The sequence below is a fragment of the Anaerovibrio sp. JC8 genome (assembly GCF_002100115.1).
In the GTDB taxonomy this organism is placed as follows: domain Bacteria; phylum Bacillota; class Negativicutes; order Selenomonadales; family Selenomonadaceae; genus Anaerovibrio.
On record NZ_ANBM01000004.1, the window covers coordinates 105615 to 130131 of the forward strand.

Here is a 24517-nt window from a genome sequence, read left to right on the forward strand (position 1 = left end):
TACTGCGTCATTCATATAGTTTAAACTAAATTATTTAGCCTGCAATGCATCCCAAGCTTCGTTTGCTCTCTCAACGTAAATGTCACGGATAGCCTTGTTCTCGCCAAGACCATGGATGTAAGTGCTTACATTGAAGCCTTCCTTGGTCAGGATGGACTTGTGGGAATCTTCCTCATCACCGGCCATATCATTGTTGGCATGGTCACCGGCAACCATCATCATAGGCATGAGGGTTACGTTCTTGATGCCCTTTGCCTTCAGCTGAGGAATGATGTTATCCAGAGCAGGCCAGCCCTCTACAGTGTAGATGTAAGCATTGTCATAGCCCAGCTGGTTCAGACGGTTCTGCATTACAGTGTAGTATGCGTTGGCAGGATGTGGAGTACCATGCTCCAGAATGAGAACAGCGTCCTCACTGCCGGTCTTAGGGAACTGGGTAGCAAAAGCCTTCATGGTTTCGATAATATCGTCACGCTGCTCCTCCTGGCCCATCCAGTACATGAGGGAAGTACCCATGGTCATCTTCTTGAAATCATTCTTGTACTGATGGAATACAGCCACATCATAGGAATACTCCATACCAGGAATTACATCAAGGGTAGTGAGGGCTACACGGGTATAGCCTTCCTTCTTCAGCTGCTCCAGAGCCTCCTCAGGAGTTGGGTAGGTGATACCCTCATTGGCCTTGATGCGGTCAATGATAATATGGGAGGTAAAAGCAGTAACAACCTTTACGCCAGGATGTGCAGCCTGAATATCAGCTACAGTCTGGGTAATGGTCTTGTCGCGGTTATCCTTGTAGGTAGTACCAAAGCTCATTACTACGATAGCATCCTTGTTGGCCTTGTTTGCCAGAGCCTTGTTCTCGTTTACCATAACGCCAATCTGGGAAGCGTTCTTCAAGGCAGTGGTTGCAGTAGTAACCTCTGGATTCAGGGAATAAGCAGCCTCGGAGCTGTTTACATTAACGGACAGCAGAGCTGCACAAGCCAAAGAGCAAGCTACCATTTTCTTTAAATTCTTCATGATTTAATTACCTCTCTTTTAATAAATTTTTTAAAAATAAAAAGCTCTCTCGCGAAGACGCGAAAGAGCTTAATACATACGATTTCATGAGAAACCTGTAAATAATCCCCTTCCTATCGCTCGCAGGTAATAACGGTGATTGTTCAACAGGCAGTTCTCCTGACTCCAGTTCATCATCATAACTTTGCCTTCCCGGATATCCCAGTGGCATTGATAAAGTATGACTCCCTGATACAGTGGCGGGACCGTACCGGCTTTAAACCGGTTTCTCATGTTAGGCCAGCCCAATAATGGACCTTGGCACCTGTTCCCTCATATTCAGCTAGGTATAGTATATTGCAAAATCCCTTATTAAGCAATACCCGTAAGCATATAGAACAGTACGCAAAGGAATGGTACAAGGAACTTCATGCCCATCAGTACGATAATATCGGCATAGGATTCCTTGTGGCTGAGACCGCAGATAGCCAGCAGGGTAACAAGAGCACCTGCATGAGGAACTGGGTCAATACCGATGGATGCAACAGCCACAATACGATGGAGTGCTTCCAAAGGAATACCGGCAGCAGTGGCCATCTGTGCCCACTGGTCACCCAGCATGGACAGAGCGATGGTCAGACCGGAGGATGCGGAACCGGTGATACCGCACATTACGTTGGTAGTGAGAACTGCAGAGAACAGTGGGCCACCACCAAAGTCAAGGTTCAACAGGAAATCCTTGATAACAGCGAAGCCACCCAGGCTTACTACTACGCAACCGAAGGCATAGCCGGAGGCTACGTTCAGTACAGCACTACAGGAGGATACAGCGGAGCCGTTAATGGTAGGCAGCATACCATCCTGAAGACGAAGGTGACGACGGGCAATAAATGCCGCAACGATGGAGCTGAGAATCAGTGCAATACTGATGGACCAGCCCGCGGAAATCTTGGCTACGGAATGAGCCAGGAGGGACAGCTTCAGGCCGCCCAGGGACTCCAGAGAGTTCTGATCCCAGTGGAAGCCCCAATCCCAGTTAAATGGGTTGGAAAGAATTACGTTCAATACGATAACCATAACCAGTGGAATACAGGAAACCTTCCAGTTAGGGTTAGGAAGCTTATGACGGCGCTGGCCAAACTCGATGTGACGGCCATAGCCCTCGCCGGCATCCTTCAGACGCTTGGCCCGGAAGGAAATCCAGCCCCAGCCCATAAGCAGGAATACCAGGGATGCGAACAAACCAATGCCTACGCCGGACCAGGTGGAGGTACCAAAGTAGGAAGAAGGAATAATGTTCTGAATCTGTGGAGTACCAGGCAAAGCAACCATTGCAAAGGAGAAGATACCCATCCACAAGGCAGCCGGTAACAGACGCTTAGGAATATCAGCCTTCTTGAATACTACAGCACCAAAAGGATACATAACGAATGCAACTACGAATACGGACAGACCACCATAGGTCAAAGCACCGCAGCCCAGCAGTACTGCCAGTACCGCACGCTTCTCACCCAAAATCTCAATAATCTTGCCGGCAACGGATGCTGCCATGCCGCCCTTTTCCATCAGACGGGCAAACACCGCACCAAACAAGAAAATTGGATAGTAGTTCTTCACATACTCAGCAGCTTTTGTCATGTAAAGCTCACTGAAAATTGGTAAAACTGCATGCTCACTTCCAAGTGCAGCAACTACGGCAAACAGAGGGGCAACCAGAATTACGGATGCACCACGATATGCCATGTACATCAGACCGATAAGCGCAATAAGAATTATTGCTGTGTCCATTACGAAATCTCCTCCTAAAATTTTGTTAAAAAATAGTTGTTAGCTTATCTCATATAAAGAGTCAGCCTCTATATTAAAACAGTATGAAAGTTAAATGTCAAGACAAACTTGGCAGTAGGTATCAATTTTTTCGAAATTATGTATTTTTTTCATGTTTCTGTTCTGATTATAACCAAAAGTTATTAAAATCATTCTTTTAAACTTTTGTTCAGACTATTTTTTACATTATTTCATTTTCGGTGGGAGAAAAGAAAGATAGCTTCCGGATAGCTCCACCTATCCGAAAGCTAGTGTTGCACCAGGCAACCAATGAATGAAATGAAATGTATGAGCAATGCTTTTCTTGCAGCGCTGAAACCACAAGAAAAAACCTTTCGACTATTTCAGTGACCCGAAAGCGAAAGGTTTGCTGTACAATGGCACAATAAAAGAAAAATCCTGACACCAAGCCAGGATTCATGCAATCTACGTTGCCAAATCCCCTTCCCATCACTCGCAGGTCAAACGGTGATTGTCAAACAGGCAGTTCTCCTGACTTCAGATCATCGCTCCATCACGCCTTCCCAGATTTCTCCAGTGACATAAATGTGATATCGCTCCCTGTTACAGTGGCGGGACCGTACCGGCTTTCAACCGGTTTCTCATGTTAGGCCAGCCCAATAATAGGCCTTGGCACCTGTTCCAATCTTTATTAAATTCATCTTACGAATATGATACTAGCACTTTAGTTATTGGGTGTCAACCAAAAGTGACATATTTTTCCATATTTTTCACAAACGGTCCACCTGTATGCTCACCTGATGGTCCGGATAACTCTTGTGAATATCCTCCTCCACCATTTCTATAATGCGTTCATCAGTGAACTTGCAGCCATAAGGCACCGCCAGATCAAAGACAATACGGCCGGCAGCCGTAAGGCGGAAATCGTGGAAGGTAATCAACGGGTCAATGCAGGCCACAATATGATAGAGCTTTTCCTTGATTTCATTCTGAATAGGGTCTCCCGTTACCATAGGGTCCACGTGCACCGTCATGGACACCTTGAATTCCTCACGGATGGACTCCTCCAGATTATCAATTATATTATGGGCCTCCATAAGGCTCATATCAGCCGGCACCTCCGCATGGAGGGACACAAAGATACGGCCGGGGCCATAGTTGTGAACAATGACATCATGCACACCCATAATCTGTTTTTCTTCCAATGTACGGCGGGTAATAGCCCGGACAAATTCCGGATCAGGAGGCTCACCCAGCAAAGGCTGCAATGTATCCTTGGCCGCCTCCCAGCCGCTGTGCATGATAAATAAGGCCACCACAATACCGGCCATGCCATCAAAATCATAGCCCATGGTCAGATTCACAATAAGGCAGATGATAACCACAAAGGTAGCCACACAGTCGCTGAGGCTGTCAGTGGCTGCCGCCAGCATGGCAGGAGAATCAATCCGCTTCCCCAGCCCACGGTTAAAGAGACCCAGCCACAGCTGCAGCAGCAGGGACAGAGTCAATATTACAACTACCGTTACGGAAGTATCCATGGCCTCCGGGTGCAGCACCTTTTCAATGGAGGACTGCATCAGCTCAATGCCAATGACCAAAATAGCCCCGGCAATAATGAGCCCCGCAATATACTCTATGCGTCCATGACCAAAGGGATGCTCCGGGTCCGCCGGCTTGGCTGACATGCGATAGCCCAAAATGGTAATTACCGCAGCACCGGCATCAGCCAAATTGTGCACCGCATCACCAATAATGGCAATGGAGCCGGAAACAAAACCAATAAACAGCTTTACAAGGCACAGAATTACATTCACCATGATGCCCACGCCGCCGCTGAGGTACCCATAGCTGGTCCGTACAGCAGTGTCATTTATCTGTTCACTGTTCTTTACAAATTTTCTGATAAGAAAATCAGTTAACATTCTCATCACCTACACTGGTTACATACCAAACATCAAAGTCCTTGACGAACTTCCAGACAGCATCGTCGGAAATCCGGGCAGAAGCTTCGTTGTCAACATAACGGGACTTGGCGTCCTTGAATTTTTTATATAATTCAGGCTGCTTCAAATCCGCCGGTTTCTTTTCCAATATCATAAGGGCATATTTTTCCGCCTCGGTGAGATTCTTGAGCTGCCGCAGCTGAGGCTGGCATTCATCCAGATACTTCTTTGGCAGATGCGCCTGCAGCTTTATAAGGGCCCTTTCCCGCTTCTTATTGTCCTTCTTCAGCAGGTCCAGGGTCTTGCTTTTAGGAATGGTGTCCTTGCCCTTTGCAGTACCCCAGAGATTTTTATATAAAAGCTGCAATTCCACAGCATCAGGCCGCCCGATGTGTGCCCAGTTATTTTCCAGCCGCTGGGAATGGCTGGCAAATATTTTCATGGGCTCAGCCAAATCGCCAAACTGTGACTTAATGGCCTTTTCCCAGGATTTCTTTTCATCATACATACCAGGGTTATTGGCAAAGTCCGCCCCGGTGGCAATGGCTATCTTGGACAGCTCGGCCTTTTCCATGGGATTGATGAAAAATGCCGGCACATCCTTGGCCTTCATGTCCTTATCCATCTTATCCAATGGGCCAAGGGCCAGCTTTTCCTTCATAAAATCCGTCACCGGATAGTTCCACCAGATTCCCATAGGCTTGCCATAGATGCTGTTTACCTGCTTCACCGTTTTATCAGACAACCCGTCGGGGCAAACCCCTTCCCCCGTGTACAGCACCAGCACATCCTTGTCCAGCTTGGCCGCCAGGGTGCGGGTGTAGTCGCTGATGGGGCCGTTCTTCTCCATATCCTGCAAAAAGTATTCCGTAGGCACCAGAATCAGATTGCTGCAATCGGGCCGAACCTTGATAAAGTTGGCGTTGACCCAATTGACAAAATCCGCCTGCCCCTGGGCATCCTTGGTGGGAATATCGTCAAAGAACAGGGCAAAATGCCGGATGCCAATATCATACATGGCCTGCATCTTGTTAATCATGGCGTAGCGGTCCTCGTACATGGACTGGCCGGAGAAGGCAATATCATTCCCCGGGGATACGGCAAAGATAAGATCTATCTTCAGCTCCTTGGCCTTTTGGGTCAGCTCCTGCAGCTCCCTGTACTTGTCCTCAGGATATGGCTGCCGCCAGTACTTGCGGTGATATTCATCATCCTTTGGAGCATAAATATAGGCATTCAGCTTCTTTGATGCCATAAATTTAAGCATATCCAGCCGGTGCTCATGGGTCCAGGGCACACCGTAAAAGCCTTCCACCACACCCCGCAGCGGAATGGCCTTGCTGTTTCCCCGGTCCGCCTGGGCATTGATAGGCAGCAGTGTCAAAACTATTAAGCATATAACCAACAAAAAAATTAACTTCATTTTCATTAACCATCACCTGGATTTATGGGAACAACCCCATGATGCCCGGGCAGTTCTAAATTATATTTCCTGTAAAAAGGCCTTGTAGCCCTTCATTGTTTCGTATACATCCACCTTGCTTACGGCTTCCCAAGGAGCATGCATGCTGAGAACAGCCACACCGCTGTCAATTACATTCATGCCATAGAGGGCCATAATGTAGGCAATAGTGCCGCCGCCACCAAGGTCCACCCGGCCCAGCTCAGCTGTCTGGAAGGTAACCTTGTGCTTCTTCATAATGGCTCTTATGCGGCCCAGATATTCGGCACTGGCATCATTGGAGCCGGACTTGCCACCACGGCCGGTGAATTTATTAAATACCATACCCTTGCCCGGATAAGCCACATTCTTCTTGTCAAAGGCAGAGGCATAGAGAGAGTCATAAGCGGAGCTTACATCAGAGGACAGCATCCAGGAGTTGGCCAGACAGCGGCGCAAGGAAATGCCGCTATAGCCACCCAATGCGTGGAGCAGCTCAGCCACGGTGTTCTCAAAGAACCGGGACTGCATACCGGTAGCACCCACGGAGCCGATTTCCTCCTTGTCCACCAGCAGGCAGCAGGCAGTGCGCTTCACCTTCTTGGTTTCCAGCATGGCTACCAGAGAAGTATAAGCACATACTCTGTCATCGTGGCCATAGGCCAGCACCATGCTGCGGTCCAGCCCCAGATCACGGGCCTTGCCGGCAGGAACCATGGTGAGCTCGGCGGAAATGAAATCATCCTCCTCAATCTGGTACTTGTCCTTCAGGAGTTTCAGAATACCGGCCTTAACCGCATCCTTTTCCTCGCCCTTTAATGGATAGCTGCCGATAAGGATATCCAGATTCTCACCGGTAACCACCTTGGAGGCCTTCTTTTCCATCTGCTCCTGGGATAAGTGAATCAGGAGGTCAGTAACGCAGAATACAGGGTCACCCTCCTCCTCACCAATGACAATTTCCTGTACGGTGCCGTCCATGCGAGCCACCACGCCGTGGAGAGCCAATGGCAAAGTCACCCACTGGTACTTCTTGATGCCGCCATAATAATGGGTATCAAAATAAGCCATGCCATCAGACTCGTAAAGAGGATTCTGCTTCAAATCCAGACGACAGGTGTCGATATGGGCACCCAGAATGGCCATGCCATCCTCCAAGGACTCGGTGCCGATGTTGAACATGGCAATGGCCTTGCCCATGCAGACAGCATATACCTTGTCACCGGCAGACAGCTTCTTGCCGCTCTTTACGATGTCATCAAGATTCCTGTAGCCGGCCTTTTCCGCCTGCTTAACAGCCTCAACTACGCTTTCACGCTCGGTCTTGCACTGACTCAGAAAGGCCTTGTAGCCTTCATTGAGCTTGTGCAGGGCCTTCTTTTCTGCTTCGGTGTATTTATTCCAAATTGGAGTCTTTTTTTCGTCTTTTTTCTGATCCTTAGCCATAATAAGCCTCCTTATTGTCTATAGGTACCGTGGGAAGGTACCTATTAGTATATATCGTCTAATAAGTTTAGAGAATGGGGCAAGGAACCGGTGTCTTTCACGCCGTCCCTGTGCTAAAACTTTTTATTGCCTATATATAGTGTAAAAAATCATAACTCGCTTCGCCATACGGGACTAGCTTTGCGTCGCTCAAACAAATGATTTTTTCCACTAAAACCAAGGTATAGCAATAAAAAGTTTCTTCACGCGCTGGTACTAAATGTTCAAGCCACCGGTACCAGCCCCCTTACATATTATCGTTGTTATGCCAAGAGGTACGCGGGGAGGTGCATATGGGGGACGTATTTTGCGTTGGTACTTAGTGAATCCAAGCCGACAGGCGCCGGATGAACTTAGTATCCGCTACGCAAACTAGTGAGCGAGAGCGTTCCCCATTGCACCTTCCCGCAGTACCTCGTATTATCAATTGTTAGTGCATCTTGTCCAGGATGCGTAAAAAGTCGTCGCGGGTTTCGGCTTTGTTGAACTGCACCCGCAGCTCGGCGTTGCCCTTGATGCCTCTGGTGTACCAGGTGGCATGCTTCCGCATTTCCCGCGGGCCCACATAATCACCCTTGAATTTCAGCAGCATATCCAGATGGCGGATAATAACTTCCTTCCGCTCCTCCATAGTTGGCCCCGGCAGACGCTCCCCGGTCTTTAAATACTGGGTCAGCTGACGGAAAATCCACGGATTGCCCTGGGCAGCCCTTCCTACCATGACCGCCTCACAGCCAGATACTTCACGGATTTTGATTAAATCATCCACAGTGCGGATATCGCCGTTGGCAATAACCGGAATGCTGAGAGCTTCCTTCACCTGACGGATAATCTTCCAGTTGGCCTGGTCCTTGTAGAACTGCTCCCGGGTGCGGCCGTGAACCGCCACCGCCTTTACCCCGGCTTCCTCAGCCAGCTTGGCCATTTCCAGCACGTTGATACGCTTGTCATCCCAGCCAATGCGCATTTTCACCGTAACAGGCATGCTCACTGCCCCCACCAAGGCCTTTAAAACCTTGAAGGACCGCTCCGGGTCCAGCATCATGGCCGAGCCCTCGTGATTCTTCACTATTTTCGGTGCCGGACAGCCCATATTAAAGTCCAAAATATCCGCACAATGCAGTGATTCTATATATTCCGCCGCCCGGGCCACACTGTCCGGCTCCGCACCAAAAAGCTGCATGGCCATAGGCCGCTCCGCTTCCTCGGTGTGGAGCATATTCAGGGTATGCTCGTTGCGGTAGTTAATCCCCTTGTCGCTGACCATCTCCGAATACACCAGCGGACAGCCCATTTCCCGGGCCAAAATCCTGTATGGAGTATCCGTAACACCCGCCATGGGCGCCAAAAAGACAGGGATAGGGAATTCAAAGTTTCCAATGTTCATTAATTACTGATTCCTTTCATAAAGAACCCGCAAACCAGTCAGAGTGAGGAAATGGTCAATTTCATCAATGGTTTTGGATTCCTTGGCAATCATCTTTGCATAACCGCCGGTGGCAATAACCTTCATTGGCTTGCCATATTCCTGCTTAATCCGACGGACAATTTCATCTATCTGACCCACAAAGCCGAAAATAATTCCCGCCTGCATACCAGTAATGGTATTACGGCAAATCACATTCTTTGGAGTCACCAGCTCAATACGTGGCAGCTTGGCAGCCTTCTGGAACAGCCCCTCTGCAGAGGTGCCCAGACCAGTGGAAATAACACCGCCCAAAAAGTCACCGTTTTCATCCACCACATCAAAGGTGGTGGCAGTACCAATATCAATAACAATCAGTGGCCCGCCATACTGCTCGTAGGCCCCCACCACATTTACAATACGGTCGGCACCAATATCCCGCGGATTTTCGTATTTAAGACGAATCCCGGTCTTAATGCCAGGCCCCACAATCAAAGGCTTTAAATGGAAATAACGCTCGCACATTTTCTCCATAGGCACCACCAATGGCGGTACTACAGAGGAAATAATAACGGCGGTTATATCCTCCATTTTAATGCCGTGATACAAAAAGAGATTATTGATCTCCATACCATATTCATCACTGGTCTTCTGCCGCTCCGTGGACACACGCCAGTGACGGTACAGCTTCTTGCCGTCGTAGGTTCCCAATACCACATTACTGTTACCAATATCAATTACTAAAAGCATACTTGCCTCCAACTTTCAGATTATTTTTCCGGGGGCGAATGGACACATCCCCTGCATAAACCTTGCGGATTTCACTGCTGCCCTCCGGCTGTACCAGCAGGGCACCATCGGTATCAATATCCACGGCCCGGCCGGCGAAGGTTTCATTGATTCCCAGCACATTTATGTCCTCTCCCAGGGTAACGGACAGCTTTCGCCATCTGTCCAGCACCCCATCAAAGCCATTGCGTCTGGTATCCAGATAATTGGCCTCCAGCCGACGGAGAACCCGCTGGAAAAAGGCCACCCTGTCAAAATCACCGATGAACATGGACATGGAGCCGGCCTTGTCCTTTATATCCTCCGGAAAGGTGGTCGGGTCAATAATGGCATTAATTCCCATACCAATGACCACGTAATTTATGCGGTCAATTTCCGCACTCATTTCCGTCAGAATGCCCACCAGCTTCCGACCCTGATATAATATATCATTTGGCCACTTAATGCCAGCCTCCAGACCAACCTCGTGCATGGCCTCCACAATGGCCACCGCCGCCAGCAGGGTACACTTCGGTGCCTCCTGAGGCAGAAAATCCGGCTTTAGGATAACAGAAAACCAGATGCCCCCCTTGGGACAGAAGAAGCTCCGGTCCAGGCGGCCCTTGCCGGTGTTCTGGCTTTCCGCCACCACCACCGTGCCATCGGGAGCCCCCTGGGCTGCCAATCGCTTGGCCTCATTGTTGGTGCTGCCGATATCCTCAAAGGCCACTATCTGGCTGCCAATAACCTTGTTTCCCAGGCCGTGGCTGATGACCTCCGGCAGCAGCCTGTCAGGAGCCCCCACCAGCTTGTAGCCGTTACGGGCCTGACTGTCGATATTGTAGCCCGCATTTTTCAATTCATTTATATGCTTCCAGACAGCAGTACGGGATACCCCCAGCCTTTCTGCTATATCAGCCCCGGAGAGGTAACGGTCCCCGGCGCCCCGTAGCAGCTCCAAAATCCCCTGTCGCATAACAAAAAATCCTCGCTTATTTCCATAAACCATCAAAAGGGGCTGCTGCATCTATGGATTACATGCTTCAGCCCCTATGAATACTTTTTATTTATCAGTGGTACTATTCAGTTTTGGTTCCGGCTCAGTATAAGGAACCTCCACCTCGTCCTCAGCCTTTTCAGCAGCCGCATCACCATCGGCAGTTGCCTGCTCCACCGGCTCTACGGGAATCAGCTTTGGCTCATTATCGTCATCCTTAGGCTCTTCCGGCTTCTTTTCAGCCTCTTCCTTTTCGGTGACATTACCAAAGCCAACCAGCTCCTTCAGCTCTGCAGCCTCCAGAGTTTCCTTCTCAATGAGGGCCTCGGCAATAACATGCAGCTTGTCGATATTTTCAGTAAGGAGCTCACGGCAGGCCTCATAGGCCTCCTCAATGTACTTGCGAACCTCACGGTCAATATCGCTGGCAACCTCTTCAGAATAATTTCTCTGATTATTGATGTCACGGCCAAGGAAAACCTGATGGTCACGGCTCTCACCATAGGCCACAGGACCAAGGGTAGGACTCATACCATACTGGGTAATCATGCTTCTTACCAGCTGGGATGCCCGCTGAATATCATTCTGGGCACCGGTGCTGATTTCCTTCAGCACAACCTCCTCGGCTACACGGCCTGCCAGCAGGGTTTTCAGCTGGTCAAGGAGCTCGCTTCTGGTAGCATAGGAACGGTCCTCCTTAGGAAGCATGAGGGTATAACCGCCCGCCCTTCCTCTAGGAATAATGGTAACCTTGTGAACAGGGTCAGCATTTGGCAGGAGCATGCCCACCAGAGTATGACCACCCTCGTGATAAGCGGTCAGCTTCTTTTCCTTATCGCTCATCACCTTGGACTTGCGCTCAGGACCGGCCATTACACGTTCAATGGATTCCTCCATCTCCTGCATGGCAATGGACTTCTTGTCCCGGCGGGCAGACAGAAGAGCCGCCTCATTTACCAGATTGCTGAGGTCAGCACCGGTAAAGCCGGGAGTACGTCTTGCCAGCACGTTGAGGTCAACGTCCTTGTCAATCGGCTTGTCCTTGGTATGAACCTTCAAAATAGCCTCACGGCCCTTAACATCCGGCTTGTCCACCACAATCTGGCGGTCAAAGCGGCCCGGACGCAGCAGAGCTGGGTCCAGAATATCCGGACGGTTGGTAGCCGCAATAATAATAATGCCCTCGTTGGCAGCGAAGCCGTCCATTTCAACCAGCATCTGGTTAAGGGTCTGCTCACGCTCATCGTGACCGCCACCAAGGCCGGCACCACGCTGACGTCCTACGGCATCAATTTCATCAATAAATACAATACAAGGTGAGTTCTTCTTGGCCTGATCAAAGAGATCACGGACACGGGAAGCACCCACACCTACGAACATCTCCACGAAGTCGGAACCACTGATGGAGAAGAACGGTACACCGGCCTCACCGGCAACGGCCTTGGCCAGCAATGTCTTACCAGTACCCGGAGGGCCAAAGAGCAAAACACCCTTTGGAATCTTGGCACCCAGCTGATTAAACTTGGCTGGCTGCTTAAGAAATTCTACTACTTCCTCCAGCTCCTGCTTGGCTTCATCAGCACCGGCCACATCCTCAAAGCGGACCTTCACCTTGTCGCCGCCGCTCATTTTAGCCCGGCTCTTGCCGAAGGACATAACCTTGCCACCGCCCCCCTGGCTCTGCTGCATGATAAAGAACCATACACCAACCAGCAACAGGATAGGCAATACAGAGGACAGCAAGGTGGACCACCATGGTGGCTCCGGCGGATTTTCTGCCTTAATATCTACCTTCTTGTCCTCCAGCAGCTTGATAATATCGCTGCGCTCACTAGGATAGGTAGGCAGAACCGTAGTAAACTCTGTACCATCACTTAAGGTACCCTTTATGATGTTTTCAACAATAACAACCTTGGCAACCTTACCATCATTGATTTCCTGGACAAAGGATGAATAATTCATCTCCATCTTGGAAGGACCCTTGGCAGAGAAATAATCAATCAATGATATGGCAACCAGAATGATGAGCAGGTAAAAACCCACATTACGGATAAACTTATTCAAACCTCAACCCCCTAAAAAGGCAATAATCTCTACAAATAATGATTATATCACATTGAAAGATTATCTTACAAACCCATGAAAATTTCATGAATAAATCATGAATAAATTTCTCTCTTCAAAACGCCAATTACAGGCAGGTTTCTGTATTTTTCAGCATAATCAAGGCCATAGCCCACCAGGAACTCATCCGGAACCTCAAAGCCGCAGTAGTCGATATTTACCTCAACCTGACGGCGGGATGGCTTGGAAAGAAGGGCACACAGCTTCACGCTGGCCGGCTTGCGTTCACGGAGGAGAGCCATGAGGTTGGTCATGGTAAGACCGGAGTCAATAATATCCTCCACCAGAAGGACGTGACGGCCGGCAATATCCTTGTTCAGATCCTTCTTGATATTCACCTTGCCGCTGGACACAGCAGCATCACCGTAGCTGGAGGCCGCAATAAAATCAATGTTGATTGGCAGTTTGATCTGTCTGATAAGGTCTGTAAAGAACACTGCTGCACCATTCAGGATACCTACAACAACCACGTCCTTGCCCTCATAATCCTTGGCAATCTGCTGACCCAGCTCTGCAACCTTTGCTGCAATAGTTTTTTCATCAAACATTACACTTTCCAAATCATTTTTCATTTTATTCTTCTCCTTTTCCATAAGAAAGTATTACATACTGCTTCGTATCCTTGTCAGCCAGGGCCACAGATGTCTGCCGCAGTCCTGCCACCCAGATGATTTCATCACTGTGGGAGCTGACCACCAGTGGTACGCTGTCCCGGCTGCTCCGTTCTACCTTGGCATCAACAAAAAAATCCTTCAGCTTTTTGCTGCCGGCTTCCAGCCTGATTCTGTCACCATCCTGACGATAGCGCACAACAAGCTCTGTACCGCATTTTTCGGCGTCACAATAAATTTTACATCTTGAAAAAGGGGCTTCCCCTTCCAAAGAATCTGTCACAAAAGCAGAAATAGAACCGCCTCCGGGCAATTCAACCTTACTTCCCAATTTAAGAATTATTTTATATGGTGTATCTTTTATTGTACCATGACTTGTCAAAAATTCATCATTATTTTTTGATAAATAAAAAAAGCCATAGCTGATTTTTCCCAAACAACGGTGGGACAGATTAAGAGATGTTCCTGTGGCCCCTTTCTTTATAAGCTCCAGCACAGCTTCAACATGCTGAAAGCCAAAGGCTTTACCCGGTCTGAGCTGACCCACCATATACTGAATCAGCCGCCGCTGAATGGCCAGTGGCTCCTGCAGAAAGTCCCCCACCGGGCACTTCAGGGTGTTGCCTTTCCCCGTATCCTGACTAATGAGCCTGTCCGCCGCCTGCCGGCACAGGCTGTCCAGCAGCTCCTCCTCGGGAGCCGTCAGCTCCGCCAGCTGGCACAGGCTCTGGGATATATTGGGGTTATACTCACTCTGCAACAGGGGCAGCAGCTGAAGCCGCAGCTTGTTGCGGGTGCAGTCCGGCTCCTGGTTGGTGGCATCCAGACGGGGGCTCAGCCCCTGCTGACGGCAATACTCCACCAGCTCAGCCTTGGTAAAGCCCAGCAAGGGGCGGATAAGATTATCCCTTTTTGGCAGCATTCCCGTCAGCCCCTTCATACCAGTGCCACGCAGAAAGTGCATCAGCACCGTTTCCGCCTGGTCATCGGCATGATGGGCCGTGGCAATAAGGGCATTATTCAAGCCTTCAGCCAGCTGCTGCAGAAAAGCATAACGCATTCTTCTGGCACAGGTTTCAAGGGACTCTCCGCTTTCCCTGCTCAGCTGGGGAATATTGCCCGACTCCGCATAAAAAGGAATCCCCTTATTCTGGCAATAATCCCGTACAAAGGCCTCATCATCCATGGAGGCCTGGCCCCGAATGCCGTGCTCGTAATGGGCCGCCACCACCTTAATGGCCAGCTTGTCCCTCAGCCCCCATAGCAAATCCAGCAAAGCCAGAGAATCCGGCCCCCCGGAGCAGGCCACGATTACGGTCTGTCCCGGCTCCGTCACAAAATGGGACTGCCAATATTCTGTTAGGCTTTTTTCAATGGCCATAATGCCCTCCAAAATACAAGAAAAGCACCTTTTAAAAAAGGTGCTTTCAGAAAGCTTATCTTCTGCGGCCACCGCCACGGCCACCGCGCTTTGAATCAGTCTTGCGGCTAAGGTCAGTCAGGCGCTCATCACTGTCCTTAAGGAAGCGGGAAAGCTTATCCTCAAAGGATGCAGTTGCGTTATTAAAGCGACTGCTGCCACCGGCACTGCGGGCAAAGCCGCCTGCTGGTCTGCTGCCCATGCTTGAACGTGGTTCAAAATTTTTCTTTTCAAAAGGCTTCTTTTCCGGGCTTGGCTGCTCCTCCTGCTTCTTCTCCTGAGCACGCTTTATGGAAAGAGCAATCTTTCCCTTTTCATCAACGGAAAGTACTTTGACCTTTACATTGTCCTGCTCATTCAGGAACTCACTAACACTATTGACATAAACGTCGGCAACCTCGGAAATATGTACGAGGCCAACCTTTCCCTCCGGAAGGTTAACAAAAGCACCAAAATTAGTAATGCCAGAGACAACGCCCTCAACAATACTACCTACTTCAATGGACAAAATACTTCCTCCTTAGATAATACAACACTAACACACGTATTGTACCACCCTATTTCTTACAGTGTCAAGAAAATCAAGGGTCTAAGCCCCTTACTTTTTTTGATAAATATAAGGTATTTCCCCATCCTTGGTCATACCCAAATCCTCACGGGCCAGCTTCTCCACATAGGCCGGATCCGCCAGCTGCTCCTTTTCCTGCTGCAGCAGCTCATTTTCCTCCTGGGCCGCCTTCAGCCTTGCCTCCGCCTGAACCTTGTCCTGGCTCAGATCGTGATAGGTGAAGGCCTGCTCCCCCAGCTTAAAGGCCGCCAGCAAAAACATGACCGCCATTATAATAACGAACCAGTTAATCTGACGCCTCTGAGGCCTTACAACATGCAATTTTGCCCTGCTCACAAACGTCCTCCTTTCTGGTTCATACACATCGTCAAAATCACACTAAAAATTACGTTTCACTCCACTGATAATAATCCGTTGTGGCAATACGCCTGTAGATGGAATTGCACTCATCACAGGCAAAGCGGGCCACCGTATCTCTCATATCGGCACGGCCATTGATAATCTTAACCGCCTCCGGCTCAAGATATCTCATGTTGGCACCACAGCGCGGGCAGGCACAGTTGCCATTTTCGTCCCGCTTCAGCTGCATTGGCTCCAAATCACCGGTGCCAATGATTTTCTGCCGCTCCGGAGTCAGGGTAAGCTCCTTCAGCTCAAAGACCTCATAAAGGCCGGAGCTCAGCAGCTCACGGTAAAAGGTATCACAGCGGCGACAGATATAACGCGGCTTGACATTTTCATAATCCACCTTGCCATTGACCACCCGGACCTGTCCCCCGTCGGAAAATTCCAGCTCCTGGTTGCAGACAGGACACAGATAACGGCCGGAGCCACTCTTGGCCAGGGCCACCACCGGATTGATATCCGTAACCGTATCCGTTGCAGTCTGAGGCTCCTCCTCATCCTCCAACGGGAAGGTATCATAAAGCCCGGAGCTTAACAGCTCACGGTAAAATACCCGGCAATCATCACAGATGAACTTGGGCTTAATGCTTTCATAATCCACCTTGTCCCCAATGACCTTGATGGCACCGCCCTCAGTACACCTCAATGTCTTGCTGCAGCGTGGACACTTGAAGCTGCCACCCTGCCCCTTAATGAGGTGAACCACCGTCTCCACATCCTTGGACATGGAAGCCGCCTCCTGATTCTCAGAGGCGGTAGAATCCAGATGCATGGCCTTTGCTTCTTCCTTCAGCTCCTCATCCAGATCAAAAACATCATAGTAGCCGGAATGAAGCATCTCTCTGTAAAACTTCTGGCAATAAAAGCACACATGACGAGGCTTTATATTTTCATAATCCACCTTGCCATCAACAACCCTGACCTGTCCACCATCTTTATATACCAAGGGTCTGCCGCACTCCGGGCACAGCAGGGCCTCATCATTTCCTTTTTCTAATGCGGTAACTGACACCTTAACCACCACACACTTTCTATAAAAGTATAGGAAGAATAGAAAAATAGAAACTCCCCAGATAATCCAGAAAGTTTATTAATAAAAATATTATAACATGAAACTAAAAATTGAATACATAAAAAAATTGCATTTATTGGCAAAAATTCATTCTCTTAGCTCATATATTCTGCTATGGTAGTGGCAGCGTCGGTACGCCTGAATTTTCGGGAATTCTGGCTCATAAGGGCCAGCTTTTCCGGATGCCGCAACAGGTCCCCGATAATCTTGGCCAGACTGTCGCCGGAATGGAGCCAAACAGCCATGCCTCCCTCGGACATGAAGCGGGCATTATCCGTCTCAGGACCGGGAATAGGCTCATGAAGCACCATTGGAAGTCCCAAGGACATGGCCTCTGTCAGGGTGAGGGCCCCCGGCTTGGTTATGATAACATCGGAGGCTGCCATCAGCAATGACACCTTGTCCGTATATCCAAGGGCTGTAATATGGTGGTGAGAAGTAGCCGCAAAGGCCTCCACCTTCCTTTTCAGCTCCTCGTTGCGGCCCGCAATAACCAGCAGCTGCAGCTTTTCCCTAATCTTCTCCAGCTGGTCCAGGGCACCGTCCATACCCCCAAGGCCCAGACCGCCACCCATCATCATAATCACCGGATAATCCATGGACAGGCCCAGCTCTCGGCGGCACTCTGCCTTGTCATAGCCACGGCAGAAGGGCTCCGATACTGGAATGCCGCTGACGTGGATAATATCCCGGCTGATGCCGAATTCCACCAGCTGATCCCGCATGGATTCAATGGCCACAAAATAATGGTTCAGCTTGGGGCAGACCCACATCTGATGCACGGAATAATCCGTAATTATGGCACAGGAATCAAAATCCGCCTTTTTGTGCTCCAGCAGATGGGACACCGCATCCGCCGGAAAGGGATGGGTGCAGATAATGGTATCCGGACGGTATTTCCTTATAAGAGACTTCATGGAATACACAATGACGGAGCTCATGGCCCATTTTACAAAGCCACCCTTTTTCCGGCCGGCAGTAAACTGATACATAAACTCGTAGAGGTTGGGCACCAGATTCAGCATGGTCAGATAGCCGTGCTTCATCATGGCATTAATCCAGGAGGTTTTCATGGACATGAAATCAATGATATTTATGACAGCCTCCGGATGCTGTTTTTGGATGCTTTCAGCCACTGCAGCCGCAGCCTTTTCATGGCCTGAGCCCACCGAGGCCGTTACAATTAGAAAGGACTTGCCCTCCGACATCATCCTTCTACCTCCATAAGTGCAAAATTTAAACTCGACTAAATTAAGCGGGAGCAAAACCCCCGCTTAATATGGCTAATTTTATCACACCGCCAACAAAGTAGCAACATTATCCAATTTTATGCCGTAATTCCCCCGTCAACGCTCCAAATGGCACCGTTGACAAAGGCCGCCTCATCAGAGGCCAGAAAATCAATAACCGCCGCAACTTCCTCAGGAGTGCCGATTTTCCCCAGAGGATAAACAGAGCTCATTTCCCGCAGAGCCTCATCCCGGTCAGGATACTGCTGCAGCTGCTTTTCCGTAAGGGGAGTCATTACATCCCCCGGACACACGCTGTTGACCCGGATATTCCACGGCGCCAGCTCCAATGCCATGGCCTTTGTAAAGAGATTCACTGCCCCCTTGGAGGCACAGTAGGCACTGCACAGCATATTGCCGTGAACTCCCGCATCAGAGGAAACATTGACTATAGCCCCGGAGCCCTGCTTCTTCATTTCCATTGCCACCTGCCGGGTCATGAAATAGGTCCCCTTCACATTTACATCCATGATGAGGTCAAAGTCCTCCTCATCCATATCCTCAATGGCCCGCTCAAAATAAATTCCCGCAGAGTTGACCAGTATATCTATGCGCTTATAAATATCCAGGGTCTTTTGCACCGCATCGGCGCAGTCACTTAGCTTTCGCACATCACAGGGAATATAATTGCACCTTGCATTGCTGACCTTTTCCATCACGGACTTTACAGCCCGCAGGCCACGGTCAGTATCCCGTCCCAGCATGACCACATTATATCCCTTTCCTGCGAATCTTTTGGCGGCAGCCAGCCCTATTCCGGAGGTGCCCCCGGTTATAATAACAGTTTTAGTCTCCATAATCATAAGTATCCTTTATATAGGCCAGGCCCAATAAGGGCAACAAAAAGGCTGCCTCAGAAATTGTGGCAGCCAGATTGTATTACTTTAAAAAGCCTGATTATCTTTTCTTGCCCTTCTTGGCTTTCTTGTCTTTCTTAGCTGGAGCAGCACCCTTCTTAGGGTTAACGGAATCCTTCAAAGCCTTACCAGCCTTGAATACAGGGTTCTTGGAAGCTGCGATCTTGATTTCCTCACCAGTCCGAGGGTTACGGCCGGTACGAGCGGCACGAGCCTTAACCTCGAAAGTACCAAAGCCAATCATCTGAACCTTGTCGCCTGCTACCAGGGCTTCCTGTACGCTTGCGAACAGGCCGTTTACTGCCTTTTCAGCATCCTTCTTGGTAAGACCTGCCTTTTCTGCAACCTTTGCAACCAACTGAGACTTATTCATATACATCCTCCTCTTATTTAGGTTTTTCTGAAACCCGCATAATTGCTTGGTTTCTACCCCTTCATTGTCTCCAATATACCATAAACACTAGGTTTCTGCAATAAAAGTCTCAAAAATTATTGGATTTTTTTGAATTTTAGCACAATTTTGCCATGTTCCAGAGCTCATCCAGCTCATTTAAGGTGAAATCAGACCAGTTTTTCCCCGATTCCTTCACCTTATTTTCCACAAAATGAAACCGCTCCGTAAACTTGCGGTTGGTGTTCATAAGAGCCAATTCAGCATCTACCTTCAGGAAACGGGCCAGATTTACCACCGTAAAGAGCACATCTCCCAGCTCCTCCTCAATATGCTGTGGATTCCCCTCAGCCTGGGCCTCCTTCAACTCGTCAACCTCTTCCTTTATCTTGTCCCATACCGGCGCTATTTCGTCCCAGTCAAAGCCCACCTTGGCCGCCTTGTGCTGGAGCTTCTGGGCACTCATAAGGGCAGGCAGCCCCTTTGGTACCCCGTCCAGTACGGATTGGCGCTCCTTCTTTTCCTTCTTTTTGATGGACTCCCAGGCCAGCACTGCCGCTCCCGCATCAGCCGCCTGTACATCCCCGAAGATATGAGGATGACGGCGCACCAGCTTCTCCGTGGCCTCATCAATAACCTGCTGCATGGAGAAATCTCCTGTTTCCTCCGCCATGCGGGCATGGAACACCACCTGCAGCAGCAAATCCCCCAGCTCCTCGCACATGAGATGCGGGTCCTGCAAATCAATGGCCTCAATTACCTCATAGGTTTCCTCAATGAGATTGGTGCGGATGCTTTCATGTGTCTGGGCAATATCCCAAGGACAGCCCCCCGGAGAACGGAGAGTATGGACAATATCCTTCAACGGGGTAATGTCAAACTCACTCTTCCGCTTAAATGGCGGCACATACAGGCTGGTGAGATAATCAATATCCGGCTGACGGTCCAGCTCAAAGAGCTCAATGGTGCGGATGCTTTCGTCCGGCATACCCAGCTTATGGATGTAGGTTATAGGATACTCATCCGGAAAAACCTCCATAAGGCTCAGCTTGGTATCGGAGGCAATGCGGTCATTATAAACTTGGGTTATAACCAGCCCCGTAGGCATATCCACCGGCAGCTGGTCAAAATCCTCTGCATCAATAATGGTCATGCCCTCAATAGGGTCAATGCCCAGCTTGCTGTACAGCACCTCCACGAAGCTCATGCCCGGCTGGATATCCAGCTCAATCCCGGCCTCACGGCAGTATTCCCGCAACAGCACCACGGTTTTTTCCGCCACCATGGGACTACCGGGAACAGCGTATACCAAATCCTCGGAGGCCGCCTTCTTCACCAGGTCCCTGGCAATGGCCTCATAAAGGGCCTCAAAGCTCTCGGCCCCCTCATAAAAGCTGTCATAGGAGACAAAGCTGACTCCCCGCTCCTTTATCATGGGCACCGTAGGGTGCTTTTCCGTCCGAAAATACAGATGCTCAGCCCCTTGCATACGCTCCCAGCTGTCCATGGTTATAAGGCCAAAATCCCCGGGACCAAGGCCGATAACAGTTATACTGCCCATTTATACAATCCTCCCAATTTATCTTGACGCGGCACCGGCCACAGCCTTGCCGTTCATGATTTCCATAATTTCCAGCACAAAATTGTGAATGGTGGTCCCCGGCACAATGCTCAAATCAATAAGCATGGCCTTGGCCTCATTGTCAAACTTGACGTGATTGCCGTACATCCCCGATATCTCCAGCAGATTTTCTGTCGGACACTTAGGCTTCCCAGCAAAATATATTTCCAGATACTGGCTGCCCTCGGTAATGCGCTGAACCCCCACCTGGCGTGCCTCATTCCGGATACGGGCCACCGTAAAGAGATTCAGTACGGACTGTGGCGGATCACCAAAGCGGTCCACCAGCTCATCCATGAGGATATCAAGGGCATTGTTGTTTCTGAGGGCTGCCAGCCGCTGATAAATTTCAATCTTGTGCATGGCATCTCCCACATACTCATTGTCAATGTAGGCCTGCACCTTGATTTCCACCAATGGGTCCGTCTGGTGCACCACCGGCTTGCCGGTCTTAAGCTCCTGCACCGCATCATCCAACATACGGCAATACATTTCAAAGCCCACGCTGGCAATATGCCCATGCTGCTGGGAGCCCAGAAGATTGCCGGCACCACGGATTTCCAGATCCCTCATGGCAATCTTAAAGCCGGCACCCAGCTCCGCAAATTCCTTGATGGCCTGCAGACGCTTCTCTGCCACCTCGGACAGCACCTTGTCCTGCTTGTACAACAAGTAGGCATAGGCGATATTACGGGAGCGGCCCACCCGGCCCCGCATCTGATACAGCTGGGCCAGACCAAACTTGTCCGCATCATACACGATGATAGTATTGGCATTGGACACATCTAGGCCGCTTTCTATGATGGTGGTGGACAGGAGAATATCAAACTGCCCCTCGTAAAATTCCACCATAACACGCTCCAGCTGGGCCTCCGGCATCTGGCCATGGCCCACCCGTATATTGGCATCGGGCACCAGCTTTTCCAGCCGGTCCAGCATGGAATAAATACTCTCCACACGGTTATAGACAAAATAAATCTGTCCACCCCGCTTCAGCTCCCTGTTAATGGCATTGCGGATAATGTTGTCATTTTCCTCCACCACATAGGTCTGGACAGGAAACCGCTCCTGGGGCGGTGTCTCAATAACGCTCATATCCCGGGCCCCAGCCAAGGACATGTGCAGGGTGCGGGGAATAGGGGTAGCACTGAGGGTAAGCACATCAATGCCCACCGCCATCTGCTTTATCTTTTCCTTCTGGGACACCCCGAAGCGCTGCTCCTCATCCACTATGAGAAGCCCCAGATCCCTGAATTTGACCTTCTTGGCATTGAGAATGGCGTGGGTACCGATGAGAATATCCACCTGTCCCGACTCCACCCGAGCCACCACAGCCTTCTGCTCCTTCTGGCTTCTAAAGCGGTTAATGACCTCCACCGATGGGCCAAAATTGTGGAATCTCTCCGCAAAGGTCTGGTAATGCTGCTGGGCCAAAACCGTAGTAGGCACCAGCACCGCCACCTGCTTGCCGTCCATAACCGCCTTGAAGGCCGCACGGACAGCCACCTCCGTCTTGCCAAAGCCCACATCACCGCAGAGCAGACGGTCCATGGGCTGCTGCCGCTCCATATCCGCCTTGATTTCCGCAATGGCCGTCAGCTGGTCATGGGTTTCCTCATAAGGGAAGGCATCCTCAAATTCCCGCTGCCATACAGTATCCGGGGAAAAGGCATAGCCCTCGTCACTCTTGCGCTTGGCGTAGAGATTTATCAGCTCCTTGGCAATATCCTTGACGGAGGAACGGACCTTGTTCTTGGTCTTGTTCCAGCTGGAGCTGCCAATCTTATGGAGCCGTGGCACCTCCCCCTCCTTGCCGATATACTTCTGCAGCAGGCTCACCTGGTCCGTAGGCACAAACAGCCGGTCCTCGCCCCCATACTGGATATAGAGATAATCCCGCTTGACCCCGTTTATTTCCTCGGTCTTTACCCCGCAGTACTTACCAATACCGTACTGGGAATGAACCACATAATCCCCCACGTTGATTTCCCGGAAGTGATGTATGCGGTCCTCCTTGCTGACACGGGACAGACGCTTTTTCTGGCGGCCGAAAATATCCTTTTCAGTGACCACCACCAGCTTGGCCCCGGGCAGCTCAAAGCCGTTCAGCAGGCTCCCCTTCACAACGGTGGCCACCCCCGGACGAAGAGCAGTTTCCGTATCCCCCTCAACGGAGGCCAGACGGTGACGGGCCAGAATTTCCCGCACCGACTCCACCTTGGCCATATCGCCCAAAGTGACAATCACCTGATTTTTATCTGCCAGCCAGCCCTCCATATCATTGGAAAACATATCAAACTGCCGCTGGTAGGAGGCCACCCCCTGGACAGACACGCCAATAAGGTGGTCCAGATTTATGCTGTGAAGGCTATGAAGCATCATGGCCATATATATTACATTGTAGGAATTGATCTTCCCCAGAAAATCCTCCCAGGAAAAAAGCCGTCCCTTAATATCCGGGTTCTCCTTGGCCAGCTTGATGATTTCCTCACGGACCTTCAAGGGGTCATCAATAATGACCGCCGCCTCGGTGGTGAGAAATTCAGTAAACATGGCCTTCCGGTGCTTGTCGTCAAAGACATCAAAGGGTAGAATTTCCGCCTTGTCGCACTTTGATATGGAGGTCTGTGCTTCCACATCAAAAAAGCGGATGGAATCCACCTCGTCATCAAAGAACTCAATACGATACGGGGCGTGGCTGTTCACCGGGAACACATCCACAATACCGCCGCGGACGCAGAACTCACCCTGCATATCCACCTGGTCCACCCGGTCATAGCCCATCTTTACCAGATGGTCCAGCAAATCATCCCGTTCAATGACATCCCCCACCTTCAGCTTCAGGCTCAGTGCCCGGAACTGCTTTGGTGAGATACCCTTTTGGGCTGCCGCCTGGGCCGTGGCCAGAATAATTCTGGTATCCCCCTTAAGCAGGCTTCCCAATATTTCCATACGGCGGGAATTTCTGGCAATGCCCTTGGCCGCCGCATTAAAATCCACCATATCCAGCACCGGCAGCTCAGCCACCTCAGCCTCCGGAAGCAGGGCGGCGAGATTTTCCCGCCAGGCCGCCAGCTCATCCTGGTCATAGGTTATGATGATGCTTGTCCTGGGATTTTCTGCATAACAAGCAGAAAAGGAGGCATGCTTTTGCGTACCGGATAAACCATACACAAAGGCCTGCCCCTTTCCTCTGTTATAGCAGGTGCTCATTTGCTCTATTGAACTGTCCTTTAACATGACAGATAACAAATTCTGCATTTTTTCACCTTACACTTTTCTATTTATATCAATAACTATCTGCTCAAAACTACCATATATAAT

The 24517-nt window shown here is 50.0% G+C and carries 19 protein-coding genes and 2 riboswitches; all 19 genes read right to left on the minus strand.

Annotated features, from left to right (window positions below; translation table 11 throughout):
- Positions 1–30: 30 nt before the first annotated feature.
- The 19 genes from D081_RS04885 to mfd all read right to left on the minus strand — a co-directional run bounded on the left by D081_RS04885 (position 31) and on the right by mfd (position 24454).
- Positions 31–1026 carry a sirohydrochlorin cobaltochelatase gene (locus D081_RS04885; protein WP_085023001.1) on the minus strand — a complete coding sequence of 332 codons (996 nt, stop codon included), beginning with the start codon at positions 1024–1026 and terminating at the stop codon, positions 31–33.
- A gap of 131 nt (positions 1027–1157) precedes the next feature.
- A riboswitch (cobalamin riboswitch) is annotated at positions 1158–1349 on the minus strand.
- Between the two features lie 28 nt (positions 1350–1377).
- Entirely contained in the window at positions 1378–2793 is a 1416-nt protein-coding gene (locus D081_RS04890; RefSeq protein ID WP_085023002.1) for a GntP family permease, read from the minus strand.
- A 503-nt stretch (positions 2794–3296) separates the two neighbouring features.
- Positions 3297–3488, minus strand: a riboswitch (cobalamin riboswitch).
- 75 nt (positions 3489–3563) lie between these two features.
- Positions 3564–4718: a cation diffusion facilitator family transporter gene (locus D081_RS04895; RefSeq protein WP_085023003.1), complete on the minus strand. Its 1155-nt coding sequence runs from the start codon at positions 4716–4718 to the stop codon at positions 3564–3566.
- Positions 4708–6168 (minus strand): protein O-GlcNAcase, encoded by a 1461-nt coding sequence (locus D081_RS04900; RefSeq protein WP_085023004.1) that lies wholly within the window; start codon positions 6166–6168, stop codon positions 4708–4710. Before D081_RS04900 ends, D081_RS04895 begins: the two co-directional genes overlap by 11 nt.
- Positions 6169–6222: 54 nt before the next feature.
- The gene (locus tag D081_RS04905) at positions 6223–7626 is read right to left on the minus strand and encodes an aminopeptidase (protein WP_085023005.1); all 1404 of its coding nucleotides are present in this window, start codon (positions 7624–7626) and stop codon (positions 6223–6225) included.
- Between the two features lie 469 nt (positions 7627–8095).
- The gene (gene dusB / locus D081_RS04910; protein ID WP_085023006.1) at positions 8096–9052 is read right to left on the minus strand and encodes a tRNA dihydrouridine synthase DusB; all 957 of its coding nucleotides are present in this window, start codon (positions 9050–9052) and stop codon (positions 8096–8098) included.
- 3 nt (positions 9053–9055) lie between these two features.
- Positions 9056–9820, minus strand: coding sequence for a type III pantothenate kinase (locus tag D081_RS04915; RefSeq protein ID WP_085023007.1), 765 nt, complete (start codon positions 9818–9820; stop codon positions 9056–9058).
- Entirely contained in the window at positions 9804–10814 is a 1011-nt protein-coding gene (locus tag D081_RS04920) for a biotin--[acetyl-CoA-carboxylase] ligase (RefSeq protein ID WP_085023155.1), read from the minus strand. The genes D081_RS04915 and D081_RS04920 overlap by 17 nt, the downstream gene beginning before the upstream one ends.
- 87 nt (positions 10815–10901) lie before the next feature.
- On the minus strand, positions 10902–12899 hold the full coding sequence (gene ftsH / locus D081_RS04925) for an ATP-dependent zinc metalloprotease FtsH (protein WP_085023008.1): 1998 nt from the start codon (positions 12897–12899) through the stop codon (positions 10902–10904).
- Positions 12900–12994: 95 nt separating this feature from the next.
- A complete protein-coding gene (gene hpt, locus D081_RS04930; protein ID WP_085023009.1) occupies positions 12995–13531 on the minus strand; it encodes a hypoxanthine phosphoribosyltransferase in 537 nt (178 codons plus the stop codon).
- Between the two features lies 1 nt (position 13532).
- A complete protein-coding gene (gene tilS / locus D081_RS04935; RefSeq protein ID WP_143272127.1) occupies positions 13533–14951 on the minus strand; it encodes a tRNA lysidine(34) synthetase TilS in 1419 nt (472 codons plus the stop codon).
- 55 nt (positions 14952–15006) lie between these two features.
- A complete protein-coding gene (locus D081_RS04940; protein WP_085023011.1) occupies positions 15007–15498 on the minus strand; it encodes a S1 domain-containing RNA-binding protein in 492 nt (163 codons plus the stop codon).
- Positions 15499–15588: 90 nt separating this feature from the next.
- Positions 15589–15894, minus strand: a complete 306-nt coding sequence (locus D081_RS04945; RefSeq protein WP_085023012.1) for a septum formation initiator family protein — start codon at positions 15892–15894, stop codon at positions 15589–15591.
- 49 nt (positions 15895–15943) lie between these two features.
- Complete coding sequence (locus tag D081_RS04950) at positions 15944–16975, minus strand: hypothetical protein (protein ID WP_085023013.1); 1032 nt, start codon at positions 16973–16975, stop codon at positions 15944–15946.
- A gap of 155 nt (positions 16976–17130) precedes the next feature.
- The gene (locus D081_RS04955; protein ID WP_085023014.1) at positions 17131–18246 is read right to left on the minus strand and encodes a glycosyltransferase; all 1116 of its coding nucleotides are present in this window, start codon (positions 18244–18246) and stop codon (positions 17131–17133) included.
- Between the two features lie 116 nt (positions 18247–18362).
- Positions 18363–19121 carry an SDR family NAD(P)-dependent oxidoreductase gene (locus tag D081_RS04960; RefSeq protein ID WP_085023156.1) on the minus strand — a complete coding sequence of 253 codons (759 nt, stop codon included), beginning with the start codon at positions 19119–19121 and terminating at the stop codon, positions 18363–18365.
- Positions 19122–19221: 100 nt separating this feature from the next.
- On the minus strand, positions 19222–19554 hold the full coding sequence (locus tag D081_RS04965; protein WP_085023015.1) for an HU family DNA-binding protein: 333 nt from the start codon (positions 19552–19554) through the stop codon (positions 19222–19224).
- Positions 19555–19690: 136 nt separating this feature from the next.
- On the minus strand, positions 19691–21133 hold the full coding sequence (mazG, locus tag D081_RS04970) for a nucleoside triphosphate pyrophosphohydrolase (protein WP_085023016.1): 1443 nt from the start codon (positions 21131–21133) through the stop codon (positions 19691–19693).
- A gap of 18 nt (positions 21134–21151) precedes the next feature.
- Entirely contained in the window at positions 21152–24454 is a 3303-nt protein-coding gene (gene mfd / locus D081_RS04975; protein ID WP_085023017.1) for a transcription-repair coupling factor, read from the minus strand.
- Between the last annotated feature and the right edge of the window lie 63 nt (positions 24455–24517).

Coding starts and splice junctions, on each gene's coding strand:
- D081_RS04885 (WP_085023001.1), bottom strand. CDS start 1,026: ATGAAGAATTTAAAGAAAATGGTAGCTTGCTCTTTGGCTTGTGCAGCT.
- D081_RS04890 (WP_085023002.1), bottom strand. CDS start 2,793: ATGGACACAGCAATAATTCTTATTGCGCTTATCGGTCTGATGTACATG.
- D081_RS04895 (WP_085023003.1), bottom strand. CDS start 4,718: ATGTTAACTGATTTTCTTATCAGAAAATTTGTAAAGAACAGTGAACAG.
- D081_RS04900 (WP_085023004.1), bottom strand. CDS start 6,168: ATGAAAATGAAGTTAATTTTTTTGTTGGTTATATGCTTAATAGTTTTG.
- D081_RS04905 (WP_085023005.1), bottom strand. CDS start 7,626: ATGGCTAAGGATCAGAAAAAAGACGAAAAAAAGACTCCAATTTGGAAT.
- dusB (WP_085023006.1), bottom strand. CDS start 9,052: ATGAACATTGGAAACTTTGAATTCCCTATCCCTGTCTTTTTGGCGCCC.
- D081_RS04915 (WP_085023007.1), bottom strand. CDS start 9,820: ATGCTTTTAGTAATTGATATTGGTAACAGTAATGTGGTATTGGGAACC.
- D081_RS04920 (WP_085023155.1), bottom strand. CDS start 10,814: ATGCGACAGGGGATTTTGGAGCTGCTACGGGGCGCCGGGGACCGTTAC.
- hpt (WP_085023009.1), bottom strand. CDS start 13,531: ATGAAAAATGATTTGGAAAGTGTAATGTTTGATGAAAAAACTATTGCA.
- tilS (WP_143272127.1), bottom strand. CDS start 14,951: ATGGCCATTGAAAAAAGCCTAACAGAATATTGGCAGTCCCATTTTGTG.
- D081_RS04955 (WP_085023014.1), bottom strand. CDS start 18,246: ATGATGTCGGAGGGCAAGTCCTTTCTAATTGTAACGGCCTCGGTGGGC.
- D081_RS04960 (WP_085023156.1), bottom strand. CDS start 19,121: ATGGAGACTAAAACTGTTATTATAACCGGGGGCACCTCCGGAATAGGG.
- D081_RS04965 (WP_085023015.1), bottom strand. CDS start 19,554: ATGAATAAGTCTCAGTTGGTTGCAAAGGTTGCAGAAAAGGCAGGTCTT.
- mazG (WP_085023016.1), bottom strand. CDS start 21,133: ATGGGCAGTATAACTGTTATCGGCCTTGGTCCCGGGGATTTTGGCCTT.
- mfd (WP_085023017.1), bottom strand. CDS start 24,454: ATGCAGAATTTGTTATCTGTCATGTTAAAGGACAGTTCAATAGAGCAA.